14 protein-coding genes and 1 pseudogene are annotated in these 16,559 nt (G+C 70.2%); 4 read left to right on the top strand and 11 right to left on the bottom strand.

The genetic code is table 11. The annotated features are described in order from the left end of the window. A partial coding sequence (locus ACIGW4_RS23085; RefSeq protein ID WP_399582596.1) for a trypsin-like serine protease occupies positions 1 to 1,206 on the bottom strand: 1,206 nt, incomplete at its 3' end. 96 nt (positions 1,207 to 1,302) lie between these two features. Beyond that, positions 1,303 to 1,800 carry a hypothetical protein gene (locus ACIGW4_RS23080; protein ID WP_399582595.1) on the bottom strand — a complete coding sequence of 166 codons (498 nt, stop codon included), beginning with the start codon at positions 1,798 to 1,800 and terminating at the stop codon, positions 1,303 to 1,305. A 722-nt stretch (positions 1,801 to 2,522) separates the two neighbouring features. On the opposite strand from ACIGW4_RS23080, the gene ACIGW4_RS23075 reads away from it, so the two are divergent. From ACIGW4_RS23075 to ACIGW4_RS23065, 3 genes and pseudogenes are all read left to right on the top strand, one after another. Continuing rightward, positions 2,523 to 6,080, top strand: coding sequence for an ALF repeat-containing protein (locus tag ACIGW4_RS23075; protein WP_399582593.1), 3,558 nt, complete (start codon positions 2,523 to 2,525; stop codon positions 6,078 to 6,080). Then, positions 6,080 to 6,475, top strand: a complete 396-nt coding sequence (locus ACIGW4_RS23070) for a hypothetical protein (RefSeq protein ID WP_221211238.1) — start codon at positions 6,080 to 6,082, stop codon at positions 6,473 to 6,475. Before ACIGW4_RS23075 ends, ACIGW4_RS23070 begins: the two co-directional genes overlap by 1 nt. A 226-nt stretch (positions 6,476 to 6,701) precedes the next feature. Further along, positions 6,702 to 7,047: pseudogene (locus ACIGW4_RS23065) on the top strand (transposase family protein); the annotation flags it as partial. An 8-nt stretch (positions 7,048 to 7,055) separates the two neighbouring features. Here ACIGW4_RS23065 and ACIGW4_RS23060 read toward each other — a convergent pair. The 4 genes from ACIGW4_RS23060 to ACIGW4_RS23045 form a co-directional block, all read right to left on the bottom strand. Next, positions 7,056 to 7,604: a hypothetical protein gene (locus tag ACIGW4_RS23060; RefSeq protein WP_359589956.1), complete on the bottom strand. Its 549-nt coding sequence runs from the start codon at positions 7,602 to 7,604 to the stop codon at positions 7,056 to 7,058. A 212-nt stretch (positions 7,605 to 7,816) separates the two neighbouring features. Continuing rightward, positions 7,817 to 8,905, bottom strand: coding sequence for a prenyltransferase (locus ACIGW4_RS23055; RefSeq protein ID WP_123451820.1), 1,089 nt, complete (start codon positions 8,903 to 8,905; stop codon positions 7,817 to 7,819). Further along, positions 8,902 to 9,651 carry a class I SAM-dependent methyltransferase gene (locus ACIGW4_RS23050; RefSeq protein ID WP_123451822.1) on the bottom strand — a complete coding sequence of 250 codons (750 nt, stop codon included), beginning with the start codon at positions 9,649 to 9,651 and terminating at the stop codon, positions 8,902 to 8,904. Before ACIGW4_RS23050 ends, ACIGW4_RS23055 begins: the two co-directional genes overlap by 4 nt. A gap of 151 nt (positions 9,652 to 9,802) precedes the next feature. Then, positions 9,803 to 11,137, bottom strand: coding sequence for a glycosyltransferase family 4 protein (locus ACIGW4_RS23045; RefSeq protein ID WP_123451824.1), 1,335 nt, complete (start codon positions 11,135 to 11,137; stop codon positions 9,803 to 9,805). Between the two features lie 238 nt (positions 11,138 to 11,375). Here ACIGW4_RS23045 and ACIGW4_RS23040 point away from each other — a divergent pair, with 238 nt between their 5' ends. Next, entirely contained in the window at positions 11,376 to 12,011 is a 636-nt protein-coding gene (locus tag ACIGW4_RS23040) for a TetR family transcriptional regulator (RefSeq protein ID WP_356903650.1), read from the top strand. Between the two features lie 68 nt (positions 12,012 to 12,079). On the opposite strand, the gene ACIGW4_RS23035 is transcribed toward ACIGW4_RS23040, so the two are convergent. The 5 genes from ACIGW4_RS23035 to ACIGW4_RS23015 all read right to left on the bottom strand — a co-directional run bounded on the left by ACIGW4_RS23035 (position 12,080) and on the right by ACIGW4_RS23015 (position 16,210). Beyond that, positions 12,080 to 12,613 (bottom strand): hypothetical protein, encoded by a 534-nt coding sequence (locus ACIGW4_RS23035; RefSeq protein WP_399582589.1) that lies wholly within the window; start codon positions 12,611 to 12,613, stop codon positions 12,080 to 12,082. A 93-nt stretch (positions 12,614 to 12,706) separates the two neighbouring features. Then, positions 12,707 to 12,940: a ferredoxin gene (locus ACIGW4_RS23030; protein ID WP_093876340.1), complete on the bottom strand. Its 234-nt coding sequence runs from the start codon at positions 12,938 to 12,940 to the stop codon at positions 12,707 to 12,709. Beyond that, the gene (locus tag ACIGW4_RS23025) at positions 12,940 to 14,400 is read right to left on the bottom strand and encodes an aldehyde dehydrogenase (RefSeq protein ID WP_123451829.1); all 1,461 of its coding nucleotides are present in this window, start codon (positions 14,398 to 14,400) and stop codon (positions 12,940 to 12,942) included. Before ACIGW4_RS23025 ends, ACIGW4_RS23030 begins: the two co-directional genes overlap by 1 nt. Before the next feature lie 143 nt (positions 14,401 to 14,543). Further along, on the bottom strand, positions 14,544 to 15,809 hold the full coding sequence (locus ACIGW4_RS23020) for a tyrosine-type recombinase/integrase (RefSeq protein ID WP_399582588.1): 1,266 nt from the start codon (positions 15,807 to 15,809) through the stop codon (positions 14,544 to 14,546). Between the two features lie 179 nt (positions 15,810 to 15,988). Then, positions 15,989 to 16,210 carry a helix-turn-helix domain-containing protein gene (locus ACIGW4_RS23015; RefSeq protein ID WP_399582586.1) on the bottom strand — a complete coding sequence of 74 codons (222 nt, stop codon included), beginning with the start codon at positions 16,208 to 16,210 and terminating at the stop codon, positions 15,989 to 15,991. Positions 16,211 to 16,559 lie beyond the last annotated feature (349 nt).

Raw genomic sequence — 16,559 nt, 5'->3', positions numbered from 1 at the left:
CCCCCAGCCGGTGGACCAGTGGGTACCGCCGTCGAAGTAGGTGCCCATGTTCTTGCGGACGGCGATGTTGCCGTCGGTGCCGTGGACGATCAGGTCGGCCTTGCCGTCACCGGTGATGTCGGCGAAGTACAGGCGACCCATGTCGGTGCCGGTGACGAAGCGCCCCCAGCCGGTGGACCAGTGGGTACCGCCGTCGAAGTAGGTGCCCATGTTCTTGCGGACGGCGATGTTGCCGTCGGTGCCGTGGACGATCAGGTCGTCCTTGCCGTCACCGGTGATGTCGGCGAAGTACAGGCGACCCATGTCGTCGCCGGTGAGGAAGCGTCCCCAGCCGTTCGACATGACGGTGCCCGCACCGAAGCTGCTGCCGAGGTTGCGGTGGACGACCACCGCACCGTCGGTGCGCTGCAGCACGAGGTCGTCCTTGCCGTCGCCGTCGATGTCGGCGGGCGTGACCTTCTCACGGCTGACGATTTCCTTCACCCAGCCGGCCAGCCCGTCGACACGGGTGTCGACGGCGTTGGTACGGGTCTCGGCCGGGTCAATGCCCAGACAGCCGCCCTGCCACGACCGGGAGCCCACAGCGACGAGCTCGGGGGTTCCGCTGACCATGCGCAGGGCCGGGCCGCCGGCGTCCCCCTGGCAGACGGTCGCGGTGTCGGAACCGTCAAGGTTCACGTCCGTGCCGGTGGTGGAAGCGACGGTGAAGGTGCCGCTGTGGAGCTTGTTGGGCACCCACTCGGTCTTCGTCCGGCCGAATCCGGCCTTCGTCAGCTGCTCCCCGGCGGCGGCGGCGGTGGTGGCGACCCGGACCGGGACGGCGACGGATCCGGGAACCCTGGTGCTGAGTCTGACCAGAACCAGATCACGGTCGGCGTGGGGTACGAGGGCGAGGGCCTGCTGGACGCTGCCTCCGGTCTGTGTCAGGTCGGTGCGGCCGACGGTGACGGTGGTGGCGACCGCGGGCCTGCCGGCGTCGGAGACGCCGGCGGTGGTGAAGCAGCTCTTCGCGGTGAGAACCCACTGCGGGTCGACGAGCGTGCCGGTGCAGGAGGTCTTCTCCCCGATAGCGATCTTTGCGGTGAAGTTCAACTGCGCTGGGGCGTCGCCACCGTTGAGGGCGGCGGCGGGGAGGACGGTGGCGGCGGTGGCGAGCACGGTGGCGGCGCCAGCAGCCCACACGAAGCGCGAACGCTTTGCTGTCATGAGTGTTCCTTGATGATGAAGAAGGAGAGCTTGGGCTGCTGCACGAGTGGTCTCCTTGCTGCGGGGCCCAAGAGGTGAACAGGCTTTCTGGACCGCCTACTTGGAGGTGCGGATCTCGACGAGCATGTGGTCGCGGCCCTCGGGGTCGGCACTCTCGCCGACCGCGGTCCAGGCGTTCTTGGCGACGTCGAAGGACTTTTCCTCCGTGCCGACCGTCATGTCGACCTGGGCGCTCTGGTCGACGCTGCCCTTGACGGCGTACACGGAGGGGATCTCAAGCGTCAGCCAGCCGCTGTTCCCGGTGACCTTGAAGCAGATCTTGTCCTTGCTGCGGGCCCAGACCTCGAGCAGTCCGGTCTCGCCGGCGCAGTCGGCCAGCATGATGTGCCCGTCGCCCCGCTTCAGGACGATGTTCTTCTCGGCGAGGATCTTGTCCGCGTTCGGGTAGTCGTAATTCTCCACGGCATAACCGGGTGCCTCGTCGGCCACGGATTCGGCGTTCCCCGCCGGCCGGCCCGCCGACGAAGTCGTCCACAGCACGGCCGCCAAGCCGGCGGCACACGTCGACGCAATGATGCGAGTGACGAGTTTCATATGCAGTTCCCTCTTGTAGATCAGGCGTCTCATCCCCTTTTGCCGCGCATGGCGACGCGTCCCGGCCGGGCACCTATACGCCGTTTCAGGGAAATGCGAGCAAGTCGTGGATGCAGCCGGCACGACGGCTGCCGATATTTTCGCGCAGGTCACTTCAGTCCACCTGGCGAGGTGCGCAAATTTATCCAGGCGAGCTGAAACGGCTTTCCGCGGCGCCTCATTCAAGAGCTCGATCCCTCCACATGTCCAACAGGAAAAACCGGAAGCGGCTGCACATAGTCGGTGAATTCACCTGCCGAAACAGCCAGACTTACGAAGGTTGTAGGGATGATCGTGAAGGATTCGTGAAGATCACGAGGTGCGAACTTCACGAATGTGTGGACTTTGACGCACGAATGGAAATTCCATCGAGAGATGTTTGGGGTCGAAATTTCCAATTTGCTGGATGGGTCGCGCTTTGCGATCCGTCGCGAATGCCGGAGTCGATCCCCCTGGAAAACGGAACAATTGCCACAGATTAATCCGTGGAGTTGCGCACCACATTGCCAGTGAATTGACGTTCAACTGAATGAATGTTGGGATCATGTCGTCTCGACGCCCGGGCAGCACCTGCGCGCCATTCGTGCATCTGTCTGGGTGACGTGGGGGACGGGCGGCACCGTGCCGCGCCATCGGGGCGAGTACGGGTCGGACAGACACAGTGAGAGTGGAAAGGAGTCGTGATGTCACAGCAATCACGGCGGGGGTTGAGTAGGCGTCAGGCGCTGGCCATTTTCACCGGGGTGGCGGCCGGCAGCGTGCTGTCCAGCGGTATGTTCGGGACGCGCCCGGCGTACGCGGCGGGCGGTTCGGGTGGCATGCCGGCGGTGCCCGAGGGATCAGGGCTTCCGGATACCGATCGCGGCAAGGTGGTCTGGGCATACCGATCGGGCCGCCGGGCCGTCCGCACCGCGGCGGCCGCGGCGCTGGTGGGCTCCAACACGGACATAACGGATTTCCTCAGTCAGAAGGCGCCTGTGGCCTGGGCCGAGGACAACAGGTTCGCGCTCGCGGAGTCCCTGGCCACAGCGGGCCTGGCGACGCGCAACGTCATCGGTACGGCGTTGTCCAGCGGGGACGCAGCGGTCGAGGCCGTCCTCCAGGGCGGTTTCCAGACTGCCGTGGACGAGGATCTCAGGGTGGCCGTGAGTACGGTCCAGGCCCGTGGTTCCAAGGCTGTGAAGCGTGCTGCGTCCGCCGCGCTGGCGGCCGATTCCCCCTTCGCGTTGCGCGCCTTCCTCAGTGACGGGCGGTTCACCGCGCAGGAGGAGGACGATCGTGTGCAGGTGATGACCATCCTCGCCTCAGCGTCACCGCAGGTGTCCGAGTACGCGAATCGGGCCATGAACGACGGGTCGGCCAGGGCCATCCGGTGGTTCCTGGAGACGGGTCAGTACATCGCCCGGGCACGCGACGAGGAATCGGCCACGATCCAGCAGTTGGTCGACATCGTGGAGAAGGAAGGACGCCGCGCCGGTCTGAAGACCGACGAGGCCGTCGAACTGTCCAACCAGGCGGTCAGTGCTTCCGAGAAGGCGAAGGCCTCGGCATTGGAGGCCAAGGCCGAGGCCCTGGCCGCCGAGCAGGACGTCACACGCTCGGCCAAGGCGGCGGGGAAGGCGGCGCAGGCTGCCACGGGCGCGGCCGCGGCCGCGTCGACCGCGGTGTCGGCCTCACGGACGGCGCAGGCCGCCGCACAGCGTTCGGTGGCTGCCGCCAACGCCGCTGCCGCGGCTGCGGCAGCGGCGGGACGCGCTGCGGCGAATGCGTATCGTGCGGCGATCGCCGCTTCCAAGGACAGGGCGATGGCGGGCGCGGCCACCGCGGCCGCGGACGTCGCGCTGAAGCTGGTGGGCTTCGTGCGCACGGTGGCCGCCAAGGCAGACATGGCGGCCTTGGCTTCCGACGCGGCGGTGCGGGCGGGCGACGCCGCCCGCAGCTCGGCGGTGAACGCGGCCGCCGCCGCCGGCGCGGCGGCCGACGCGGCCGTGGCCTCCGGAGCAGCCCAGTCCGAGGCCGCTGCCGCGAAGCGGGCCGCCGCCGAGGCGGACGCCGCCGCGGCCAGGGCGACCCAGGCGGCGGGCAGGGCGCGGAACCTGGCCGCTCAGTCGGCCGCCGCTGCCCGCGCGGCGCGTGATGCGGCCAACAGCGCCGCCGATCACGCCGAGAAGGCCGCGGCCGCGGCCAAGGAGGCGGCCGCCCACGCCGGTGAGTCGGTCGACTACGCCAACCGGTCCACGCTGGCTGCCAACGCCGCTGTCGAGGCGGCGAATGCCGCCGCCGCCGCGGTCGTCAAGGCGCGGGATGTCGAACAGGCGGCCCGCCAGGCCGAGGCCGAGAGTCTGGCCGAGGAGACCAGCGAGGCGATCGAGCAGGCACGGCTCGCGGCGCAAGCGGAGTCGAACGAGCTCGAACGGTTCAACCGGGAGCGGACCCAGGAGGCACGCCTCTCCGAAGAGCTCCGGGCACTCATCAGCTCTGCGGAATCAACACTGCGGAACGGAACCATCGAGCAGGCCGCGGCGGCCGGACGCAAGGCGGCGGTCCGCCTCTTGGACGGCCCTGGGACCTGGACCCGCCAGGCAGCAGAGTACGCACTGGCCGGTTCGGACCAGGACGTCGTCAACTGGATCTCGGCCGACCGCGTCCTCGCACTGCAGCAGGACAACGTCGAGAACGTCGCGGCGCTCGCCGCGATGTCGACTCAGGCCGTGGCCAAGGCGGCCGCGGCGGCTCTGAAGACCGAAGACCCCGCCAAGATCAAGGCGTTCCTGGAGACCGGAGCGGTCGAGGCGGCCGCCGAGGACAACCGGGTCGAGGTGGCCAGGATCCTGGCCGACCCCAACAGCGGCACGAGGGTGCGAAGCGAGGCAGCGGCCGCACTGGACGCGGGGACCGCCGAGGCCCTGCACACCTTCCTGTGGGTCGGCCGCGAGGCGGCCGTACGCGAGGACGACCGGGTGGCCGCGTTTGCGCTCCTCGCCAGCGGAGGCCCTTACACCAAGGCGGCGGCGCAGATCGCGCTCGAGGGCGACACCTTCATGCTCCGCCAGTTCATCGCGACCACGCAGTACGACTTCGCGCGGATCGACCACGATCGCGCCACGCACATCAGCGCGGTCCGTGCGTCGATCGCACGCGCGGCCAAGGTCGCGGCAAATGCGCAGGAGGACGCGGCCCGCGCCTCCGAGGCTGCCGCCATCGCACGTCAGGCCGCTGCCAAAGCGACCGAGTGGGCCAACCTCGCCAAGGGTTACGCCGAGGACGCGGCGAAGTCTGCACAAGAAGCACGTGACAACGCCGCGGCCGCCGAGAGGTCCGCGGCCGAAGCGGCGAAGTCCGCCCAGACCGCGAGCAACGCAGCCGCCGCGGCACTCAAGGCGAGCCGCGTGGCACGCCAGGCCGCGACGCGAGCCGTGCGGTCCGCCGAGACCGCCGCGCACTACGCCACGGACGCCGCGGTCGCGGCAACGGCCGCTCGCAAGCAGGCACTCGAAGCCGGCAAGGACGCCGTCGCCGCCGCGCAGTCCGCAACCCAGGCCTACCGACTTGCCATCGAGGCCGCGGTGCGCCAGGCGATCCAGAACGCCATCGACAATGCGAGCGTTCCCATCGGCGACGACAACGGCGAACTTCCGCCCGGAGCCGAGAGCTGTCTGACGCCGTTCGGCAATCCCATCCCGTCCGGAAACGGCGCTACGCCGTTCGAGCTGGGGTGGAGCTGGCTCACGGGGGGCGGCGATCGGTCCCAGTGTTTCGGCCCGAACGACAAGTTCACCAGCATCTACCGCGAGCATCCCTGGACCGACAAGACCCTCGACTACTTTGCTGATCGGGTGCGGTCCGGGAACTACGAGCTGGGCCACACGTACATGTACGACTACTCTCTCGACGGCGTCCAGGGCCTGAAGTGGCTCAGAGACGCCGGGGTCACGCAACCAGCAGACGGATTCCTGACCGGGTACACCGGAAACTCCGCGTACGCGTTCATGGGCTCACAGCAGATCCGGATGACCCCCATCCGGAAGAACGCGGACGGCAGCGTGGTGTGGCGGTACACGGCGTACAGCGAGCAGAGCGCGGAGTCCGCAACCCGCCCGCCTGTCATCGGGTACCAAGACTGGTACAAGGAGACCGCCGGTAAGGCCATCAACGGTTTGATCGACTGGGTCAGCGGCGACTCGGGGCCAGGGTCGACCATGACCGTGGTTGTCGAGTTCAACGTGACGCTGGGCCCGTAGTGGGCAAGCTGACGAGTGGCCGTTGGTTCACAGCAGCCTTGGCCGCTTCTGCGGTACTCACCGCAGGCTGTACGGCTCAGGTCGACGCCGAAGACCTGCCCGGCCTGTACCGCAACGAGCAGACCGGCGGCGAGATCCGTCTTGATTCGGACGGCACATTCACGGCCACCGATCTGTCGACGGGCGAGCACGCCGACCCCGCCGATTTCCACGGCAAATGGGACTTCGTCGACAACGGCACCCTCTCCTACGACTTCGTCTACCTGGACATCGACGGGCGTGGCATCGGTGAGGTCTCCGGTGTGCACCTCTACGCGCGCGGCGGAGGGAAGATAGCGTTCAGCACTCCGAATGGGTCGTGGTCCCTGGTGCTCACCAAGAGCACGGAGAAGTAGAAGCCGTGTCTCAACCGGTCGGGGAACGTGTGGGCCGAGCAGGGATCCTGGCCGGGTGATCTTCCGGTGGTCCGCGCATGAAGGCAGGACCTCCCGGTAGCTCAGTAGGCCTTTTCCTCCTGTGTCGGGAGGGTGATGGGCCTGGTGGGCGAGGGCGTGACAGAGCAGGGCCCCTGGTCGTTGGCGTGGTGATCTCACTCATCACACCGGCGACCGAGGGGCCCTGCTGGTTCCCCACCCTGCCGCACTCGACCTGCCTCATGCTCTGGTCGAGTGGGCATCCATGCCTCACCGTCACCCGAGAGGGTGACCGCCGCTGCAACCTGCCGTCCCACCAGCGTGCCCTCGTGGGTCTGGTCCACCTTCGCCGGCACGACACGCTCGCGCAGATCACCGCCGGCTTCGGCATATCCGTCGGCACCGCCCATGTGTACGCCAAGGCTGTCGTCCAGCACCTGTCCGGCCGGGCGCCGGACCTCCTGCGGGTCCTGCGCGAGACCGGCCCGGACTACGTCCTGCTCGACGGACACCCGCCCATCAGTCGCGTCAACAACGCTGCGGGTCAATACACCTAGGGGTGTCAGCCACCGCTCAGCTCGGAGGTGCTGGGGACCTTGTCCTTGACCTCGGCGCCGGCGCTCTTGCCCGCGTCCTTCACGCTGTTGATGACCTTCTCGAAGGCGCCGACGTCCGCGTCGCCCGCCTCGCCCTTGCGCAGTTTCGTCCCCAGGTCCTTGAGCGAGTCGATGCCGGCGGAGAGCGGCGCGACCGCCTTCGAGAGCAGCGGGTCGCCCTTGGCGTTGTTCAGCGCCGCCTTGAGCCGGTTGTACGTGAACGCGCCCGCGAGGCCCGCCTTCACCAGGGCGATGGTCCGGCCGTCCGCGCCCTTCTTGAACTTCCCGGCGCGGTACGGCTTCACGATCCACTGGTACGTGGCGCCCGCGGCCAGACCGGCGTTGGCCACGAACCGCGTCTTCGCCAGCTTCTGCTTCTCGAAGCTCGCGGAGGCCGAGGGGGCGGGGGCGGCGTTCGCGCTCTGGGTGTCGTCGCTGTTGCAGGCGGCGGTGGTCAGGAGCAGGGCGCAGGACAGCAGCAGCGCCACGACTCCGCGCGAAACACTTCTGGGCACGACGGGACCTCCCTGGTGACTGTCCCGCCAGCCTCACCCGGGGCCGGTGCGGCCGCCAGCCGGGCGGCTCCGAACGGGGCCGGGCCCCGGAGCCCGAGCCGGACCTCGTTCCCCGAGGTCCGGTCCGTCCGAGGCCCGGTCCGCCCGAGGCCCGGTCCGCCCGGGTTTCGGTCCGCCCGGGTTCCGGTCCGCCCGGGTTCCGATCCGCCGGTTCAGGCGCAGCAGTCGGGCTCCAGGCCGCTCGGCAGCCGCTCGCCGCCGAAGACGGCGACGGTCGCCTCCTCACCACCGAGGGCCGCGACCGCGAGGAGGAGGGAGCCCGCCGTCCAGGCGGTCTGCTCCTCGGGCCACACGGCCTTGTCGCTCTCCGTGGCGCCCTCGAAGACGTACCCCGTCCAGTACATGCCGTTCCCCGCGCGCAGGTGCCGGATGTCCTGGAGGATCGTGAGGGCCCGGTCGGACTCCCCCATCGCCCAGAGGGTGAGGGCGAGTTCGCAGCTCTCGCCACCGGTGACCCACGGGTTGGGGACCACGCAGCGCACCCCGAGGCCGGGGACGACGAACCGGTCCCAGTCGGCCTCGATCCGGGCCTGCGCGTCGGCTCCGGTGACCGCGCCGCCGAGGACCGGGTAGTACCAGTCCATCGAGTAGCGGGACTTGTCGAGGAAGCGCTCGGGGTGCCGGCGGATCGCGTGGCCGAGGGCCCCGGTGGCCAGCTCCCAGTCGGGCTGCGGCTCCTCGCGGACCTCGGCGATGGCGAGGGCGCAGCGCAGCGCCTGGTGGATGGAGGAGCTGCCGGTGAGCAGCGCGTCGTGCACCGGCGTGCCGTCGGGCTCGCGCTTCCAGCCGATCTGGCCGCCGGGCTGCTGGAGCCCGAGGACGAACTCGACGGCCGCGTAGACGACGGGCCACATCCGGTCGAGGAAGGCGTCGTCGCCGGTGGCCAGGTAGTGGTGCCAGACGCCGACCGCGATGTAGGCGACGAAGTTGGACTCCAGGCTCCGGTCGGTGACCTGGTCCGGGTCTCCGTCGTGGTAGGCCGCGTACCAGGAGCCGTCGCTGTTCTGGTGCCGGGCGAGCCACTCGTAGGCGCGGGCCGCGGCGGCGTGCTCGCCGGCCGCGTCCAGGGCCATGGCGGCCTCGGTGTGGTCCCACGGGTCCAGGTGGTGGCCGCGGAACCAGGGGATTGCGCCGTCCTCGCGCTGCACGGCGAGTATTCCCGCCACGGTCTCGGCGGCCTGTTCGGCGGTGAGCACCCCGGGCAGGACGAGGTGCTCCGCGATCCGCTCGGGAGACGTCACTTGGCGTCGGCCTTCGGGAGATCCGCCTTCGGCAGGTGGGGCTTGGTCGCGTACGCCACGAAGCTCTTGCCGACGACCGGGTTGAGCAGCTGCTCGGCGACCCGGGTCAGGGCGGGCTTCTTCATGATGTCCCAGACCAGGAGCTTGTGGTACGCGCGGACCGGCAGCGCCTTGTCGTTGTCGACGCCGAAGGCGCACTTCAGCCACCAGTACGGCGAGTGCAGCGCGTGCGCGTGGTGGGTGCCGTACGGCTTGAGGCCGGCCTGCCGGATCTTGGCGAGCAGCTCGTCGGCCTTGTAGATGCGGATGTGGCCGCCCTCGACCTCGTGGTACGCGTCGGAGAGCGCCCAGCAGACCTTCTCGGGGCCGTACCGGGGCACGGTGATCGCGATCCGGCCGCCCGGCTTGAGGACGCGGACCATCTCGGCGAGCACGCCCTTGTCGTCGGGGATGTGCTCCATGACCTCGGAGATGATGACGACGTCGAAGGACTCGTCGGGGAACGGCAGGTTGAGGGCGTCGCCCTCCATCGCGGTCGCGGTCGCGCCCGCGGGGGCCTCGCCGGCCTCCTTCATGGCGGCGAACCACTTGGCGACCTCGCGGATCTCCTCGCCGTTCTGGTCGAGGGCCACGACCTGGGCGCCGCGCCGGTAGCACTCGAAGGCGTGCCGGCCCGCCCCGCAGCCCAGATCGAGCACGCGGTCGCCGGGGGCGAGCGGAAAACGAGTGAAGTCGACGGTCAGCACGAGGACGGCCTGCTTTCGGGGTTGGAGAGACGTTGTGGGCAGGCGTTCCGCAGGGCGAGGGGGGTCCCCCCTGCTCGAGCGGAGCCGAGAGCTTGGGGGAGGGTGGGCACGACCCACCCACCGGGCCGCACCCGGCGGACAGGGCGAGTCCTCACCGGCGGACTCCGGCACCCTGACGGGCCACCGCCTCGCGGTACAGGTCAGCGGTGCCCTGCGCGGCCCGCGCCCAGGTGAACCGGTCCAGGACCCTGGCGCGCCCCGCCGCACCGAGCCGAGCTCGCAGCTCAGGGTCGCCCAGCACCCGCCCGAGCGCGGCGGAAAGCGCCCCCGCGTCCCCCGGCGGCACCGCCAGACAGGTCTCGCCGTCGGTCCCGGCGACCTCCGGGATGGCGCCGCCCGTCGTGGCGACCAGCGGCGTCCCCGTCGCCATGCCCTCCGCGGCCGGCAGCGAGAACCCCTCGTACAGCGAGGGCACGCAGGCGACCTGCGCGGACCGGTAGAGGTCGACGAGCTCGGCGTCGCTGATGCCCTTGACGAACTCGACGGCGCCGTCGAGCCCGTACCGCTCGATGGCCTGCGCGACCGGCCCGTCCTCGGCGCGCTTGCCGACCACGACGAGGTGCGCGTCGGGGTTCTCGGTGCGGAGCTTGGCGAGCGCCTCGATCAGGAAGACGAGGCCCTTGAGGGGGACGTCGGCGCTGGAGGTGGTGACGATCCGGCCGGGGACCTCGGCGACGGACGGGTCCGGGGACCAGAGGTCGGTGTCGGCGCCGATGTGGACGACCTCGATGCGGTCCTCGCGGACGCCGAGGTGCTCGACGATCTCCTGGCGGGAGGTGCCGGAGACGGTGAGCACGGACGGCAGCCGGCGGGCCACCTTCTTCTGCATGCGGGTGAAGGCGTACCAGCGGCGGACGGAGGCGCGGCGCTTCCAGTCGGCGGCGGCGTCGAGTTCGAGCTGCCGGTCGACGGTGATGGGGTGGTGGATCGTCGTGACGAGCGGCGCGCCGATGGCGCGCGGGCCGCCGAGGAGTCCGTACCCGAGGGTCTGGTTGTCGTGGACGACGTCGAAGTCGCCGCGGCGGGCGGCGAGCAGGCGCCGGGCTCGCAGGGAGAAGGTGAGCGGCTCGGGGAAGCCGCCGGTCCACATGGTGGCGACTTCCAGGGCGTCGATCCAGTCCCGGTACTCGTCGCGCTTCGGGGTCCGGAAGGGGTCCGGCGAACGGTAGAGGTCGAGGCTGGCGATCTCGGTGAGCTTGAGTCCCGTGAGGTCCTCGCCCTCGTCGAGGACGGGGTACGGCTGGGAGCCGATGACCTCGACGGTGTGCCCGAGGCGGGCGAGCTCGCGGGAGAGGTGCCGGACGTAGACGCCCTGGCCCCCGCAGAACGGGTTGCCCTTGTACGTGAGGAGAGCGATCCGCAACGGACCGTCACCGGCCGTGGTGACGCCCTTCCGGGGGCTTGCCTCTATGGCCTCAGCGGTCATGCGCGACCCCCTTCGAGCGTGCGTTTCGCCGGAGCGTAACCGCTCGCGCTAATCTAGAACAAGTTACAGACTTGATCGTTCTGGATCTTCTCGGCCGGCTTCCCGCCACCTGCTTGATCCTTCGAGGAGGACAGAATCTACCGGCAGGTAGCTCCGTGGTGAGAGCCGGAACAGGTGATTCGCGCCACGGCGGCCGCACCGCCATACTGTCGCTCCCCACCGCACGGAACGGGACCTCATGACCGCAGACCACAGAGCGGACCACAGACCCGCGTCGCCGCCCCTCACGGAGCGCCAGGAGGCGCGGCGCCGCCGCATCCTGAACGCCAGCGCCCAGCTCGCCGCCAGGGGCGGCTTCGACGCCGTGCAGATGCGGGAGGTGGCCGAGGCGGCGGGGGTCGCCCTCGGCACGCTCTACCGCTACTTCCCCTCCAAGATCCACCTGCTCGTGGCGACCATGCAGGACCAGCTCCAGCACATGCACACCACGCTGCGGAAGCGGCCGCCCGCCGGCGCGGACCCGGCGGAACGGGTCGCCGAGACCCTGATGCGCGCCTTCCGGGCGCTCCAGCGGGAGCCGCAGCTGGCCGACGCCATGGTGCGGGCGCTGACCTTCGCGGACCGCAGCGTGAGCCCCGAGGTCGACACGGTCTCCCGGCTGACGACCGCGATCATCCTGGACGCGATGGGGGCGGAGCACCCGACCCCGAGCCAGCTGTCGGCGGTGCGGGTGATCGAGCACACCTGGCACTCGGCGCTGATCACCTGGCTGTCCGGACGCGCCTCGATCGCACAGGTGAAGATCGACATCGAGACGGTCTGCCGGCTGATCGACCTGACGGCACCGGCGCGGACGCCGGAGCCGACGGTCTGAGAGGCGCCGCCGACGGTCCGAGCGGTGCCGCCCGCGCCCCCGGCGGGGGCACGGGCGGCACCGGTGCCTCAGGGCTTCTTGTGCTTGGCGTTCTCGGCCTCCATGACCGCCTCGCACTCCGGTCCGGTGTCGGTGGCGATGAACATCACGAGCTTGAGCGGGCCCTGCGAGTGGTTGCTGGCCTGGAGCCGCCAGGTGCTCTTCGTCAGGGACTTGATCTGCGAGCCCATCTGCTCGACCGACTTGCCCTCCGTCCAGCCGCCTCCGGTCAGGGTCGTGACCGTGTCCGCGTAGGACTTCTTCGGGTCGGCGGCCTTCTCGGCGTCGGCCGTCCAGGAGACCATGCAGTCCTTCAGCGCCGGCGGCACCGCCTCGCCCGAGGAGTCCTGCGTGAAGCCGGCCCCCGTCGCCGCGTCCGTCAACTCCTTGGTGACCGCAGCCGCGTCCAGCTTCTGCTCGCTCGAACCGCCCGCGCCGGAGCCGCCCGTCGCGGCCGAACCGGCCGAGGACGAACCGCCCTTGTCCGTACCGCCCTCGCTGCCACAGCCCGTGACGAGCAGCGCCACTCCGGCGGCCGCGGCCACCCACATCGCCTTGCGCACAACACTCCCGAATCCGCACGCACGAAGGCCCGTTGCCCCCGTTTTCACGGGGCACAGTTTTGCACGCGGGAACGACAGCGCCGTCGATCCGGCTCACTCCTCCGGCGGGAACACCGGCTCCCCTCCGTCCGCCAGGGTGATCAGGATCGCCTCCACCGGGCAGCCCTCCGCCGCCGCGAGGAGGCGTTCGCCCGCGTCCGCCTCCGGTTCCACCGGGTGGGACTGACGGGCCGTGTCGAGACGGAAGCCGGCCGGGGCGTGGTTGACGCACATGCCGGAGCCGATGCAGACGCTCCGGTCGACCTCGACGTGCCAGCGGTCGCCCATCACGCGTCCCCGTATCCGGCCGGCAGGTGGATCATCTTGTGCTCCAGGTACTCGCCGAAGCCCTCGGGACCGAACTCCCGCCCCAGGCCGGAGTTCTTGTAGCCGCCGAAGGGGCCGAGCATGTCGAGGCTGAAGGTGTTGACGTTGAAGGTGCCGGTGCGCACCGCCCGGGCGAAGTCGACGCCGTGCTCCACGTCCCCGGTCCAGACGCTGCCGCTGAGCCCGAAGTCGGAGTCGTTCGCGATCCGCAGGGCCTCGGCCTCGTCCCCGTACGGCAGGAGGCAGACGACCGGGCCGAAGATCTCCTCGCGGGCGATCCGCATGGAGTTGTCGACGTCGCCGAAGAGGGTCGGTTCGACGTACCAGCCGCGCTCCAGACCGGCCGGCCGTCCGCCACCGGTGAGGACCTTGGCGCCCTCGGCCTGCCCGATCCCGATGTAGTCGAGGGAGCGCCGCTGCTGGCGCCGGGCGACGAGCGGGCCGACCTGGGTGGCCGGGTCGAGCGGGTCGCCGACGACGAGCGCGCCGGCCGCCGCCGCGAAGGCCTCGGCGATCTCCTCGTACCGCGCGCGGGGGGCGAGGATGCGGGTCTGGGCCACGCAGGCCTGCCCGTTGTTCATCCAGGCGGCCGGGACGATCCCGGCGACGGCGGTCTCCAGGTCGGCGTCCGGCAGGATCACGGCGGCCGACTTGCCGCCCAGTTCGAGGGTGACGCGGGTGAGGTTGCGGGAGGCGACCTCCATGACCCGCTTGCCGGCGGCGACCGAGCCGGTGAAGGAGACCTTGTCGACGCCGGGGTGGCCGACGAGGTACTCGCTGACCTCGCGGTCGGCGGGCAGGATCGACAGGACCCCCTCCGGGAGACCGGCCTCGGCCGCGATCTCGCCGAGGATGTACGAGTCGAGGGGCGACTCCGGCGAGGGCTTGAGGACCACCGTGCAGCCGGCGAGCAGCGCGGGGCCCAGCTTGGCGGCCGCGGTGAACTGCGGCACGTTCCACGGGACGACGGCCGCGACGACGCCGACCGGCTCGCGCCGCACGAGCAGCGGCCCGAGGGCGCCGGCGCGCCGCTCCTCGTACGGGAAGTCCCGGGCGACGGTGATCGCCGCGTCCCAGACCATCATCGCGCCGAGCGCCTGGGCGAGGACGGACCAGGAGTACGGGGAGCCGTTCTGCGCGCTGATGGAGCGGCCGATCTCCTCGTACCGCGCGGCGATCGCGTCCTTGATCCTGGTCACGACGGCGATCCGCTCCTCGACCGTCGCCCGGGGCCAGGGCCCTTCGTCGAAGGCCCGGCGGGCGGCGGCGACGGCCCGGTCGACGTCGGCCTCGGAGGCGTGCGGGACCCGACCGATGACCTGCTCGGTGTGCGGGGAGATCACCTCGATCGTCCCGTCGCCGAGGGGCTCGGCCAACTCCCCGCCGATGAACAGCCTTCCGTGCTCCACAAGCTCGGTCATGACCGCTGCCTCCCGAGGAGATGGAATTGCCCACTGGGTTTTCTGACGATGCTTCAGAACTGATACCAGTTCTAGTTATACTTGGCCAGACTTGAGGCCAAACCGGCCCCCACCAGCAGCTTTGCCACTGGTGGGGGCCGTCGTCATGCCGCCTGGGCCGTCTGTGGGCCGTCGGGCGCTCCGCCGCGTGCCCGATAGACGTCGTCGACGGCCTTCCGGGTACGGCTCTCACTGCTCGGCATGAGGTGGGTGTACGTCCTCAGCGTGAAGCCGGGGTCGGCGTGACCCAGGTAGCCGCTCAACGCCTTGATGTTCTCGCCCGCGTCGAGCAGTACGGAGGCGTAGAAGTGCCTCAGCGCGTGCATGCCGTCCTCACGCGACTCCTTGGGCCTCTCCCCCGGTTCAGGCGCCGGGATGACGTCCGCGGCCACGAGGGCGGGCTTCCAAGAGGCCGTGTTGAAGTAGTGCCGGCTGACGGCCTTGCCCTCCTCCGTCGTGAACATCAGACGCTTGGTCACGAGCGGACCGTTCAGCGTCTCCCATGGCAGCGTGACCTCCTCGGGCGGGAACTCCTTCATGTGGGCGGCCAGCGCGCGGCTCACGTGCGCGGGCAAGGGAACGTCACGCACCTTGCCACGCTTCGGCGGGGCAAAGACGGCCCGGCCGCCGATGAGCTTCACCTGATAGCCGACATGCAACCACCCTGTAAGGAAGCCGACTTCGTCGACCGGAAGCCCGAAGATCTCGCCCTGCCGAAGTCCACAGCCGCCGCCCACGTCGACCATCGCCCGGTAGTGGGCCGGGAGCGCCCGTCGCACCGCGAACACCTGCTCAACGCTCCACGGGCGAACGCGCTTCGAAGCCTGCGCCGGCGCCTTCACCGAAGCGGCACGGAAGGGGTTCCGCGCGATGAGCCGGTCGTCCACGGCGGCCGTGAAGACCGCCGAGACGTTGGCGTAGATGGTCCGCCGGGTGGACGCGGCCAGACCCGCGTCTTCCAGCTTCCGCAGCCACTCCCGGATGTGCTCGGGCTGGAACGATCCGAGGGGGCGGGACCCGATGTACGGGTACGCGTGCAGCCGGATCCTGGACTCCGCTCCCGTGCGCGTGGAGACGTCCGTCGTCTGCGCGGCGACCCAACGTTCGGCGTACTGCTGGAAGGTGGTGCGACCGACCTTCGGGTCGATGTACTCGCCCCGGGCCATGTCGGTCTCGATGCTCGTCAGCCACTGCTCAGCGAGGCGCTTCTGCCGGTCGGGGAAGCTCTTGGACTTCTCCGTACCGTCGGGGCCGACGTACCGGGCCCGGTAGCGCATGCCCGTCCCGTAGCGATCGGTCCTGACGCGCCGGGTCTTGCCGTCGGCGCCCTGCTCGACCTTGAACCAACGGTCCTGGATGTGACCTGCCATGTGGTGCTGTGCCTCTCTCAGGGAAAGCCGTGGGGGGGGGGGGGCCGGGGGCGCCCCCCCGGGGGGGGGGGGGGGGGGTTGGGGGGGGGGGGGGGGGGTGGGCGGCGCCCCCCCCCCCCCGCGCGGGGGGGCCCCCCCCCCCCCCCCCCCCCCCGGGGGTTGGATCGATCGGTTGTGTCTCAGGCGGCCAGGTCGGCGGCCATGCGCTCACGCGTCCACTGCTGGACGGCAACGGGGTCGTACCGCACGTGCTTGCCGACTCGGAAGCCGGGCGGGCCGGTGCGCTTACGGCGCCACTGGTAGACGGTCTCCAGCGGCACGCCGAACAGTTCGGCGATGTCATCGGGGGTGAGGTAGCGGTCGGGGAGTCCGGACCGCAGGGTGGTGACGGCGGATGCCATGGGTGGCTGTCCTCTCGGGTGTGTCCGAGGTGGGGATTTCTGCGTCACGGCGTCATCAGCGTCATTTGCGCTGCTGACCTGCGGAGATGTGTGACGCGGGGCGGCGGGCGCTGTGTCACCGGTGACGGAGCCGTCCGTCGCGGCGTGACGCAGGTGACGAACGGTGACGCAGAGATTCGGGCTCTGCGTCACCCCTGACGGTGCAGGTCAGGACCGGTTTCGAATCTGTCGGTGACGCGGTGACGCAGCATCTTCCTACTTAGGAAAAAGAAGGGGCCTGTGTCTGTGGTCGTGCGCCCCTTCAGGCGTGAATGCGGAGCCGCTTCGCGGCACGACCCTGGGCGGCGGC

This window comes from Streptomyces sp. NPDC053513 (assembly GCF_044544765.1).
In the GTDB taxonomy this organism is placed as follows: Bacteria; Actinomycetota; Actinomycetes; order Streptomycetales; family Streptomycetaceae; genus Streptomyces; species Streptomyces litmocidini.
Note: the sequence above shows the minus strand (reverse complement) of the source record. Positions and strands in the feature narration are given on the sequence as shown.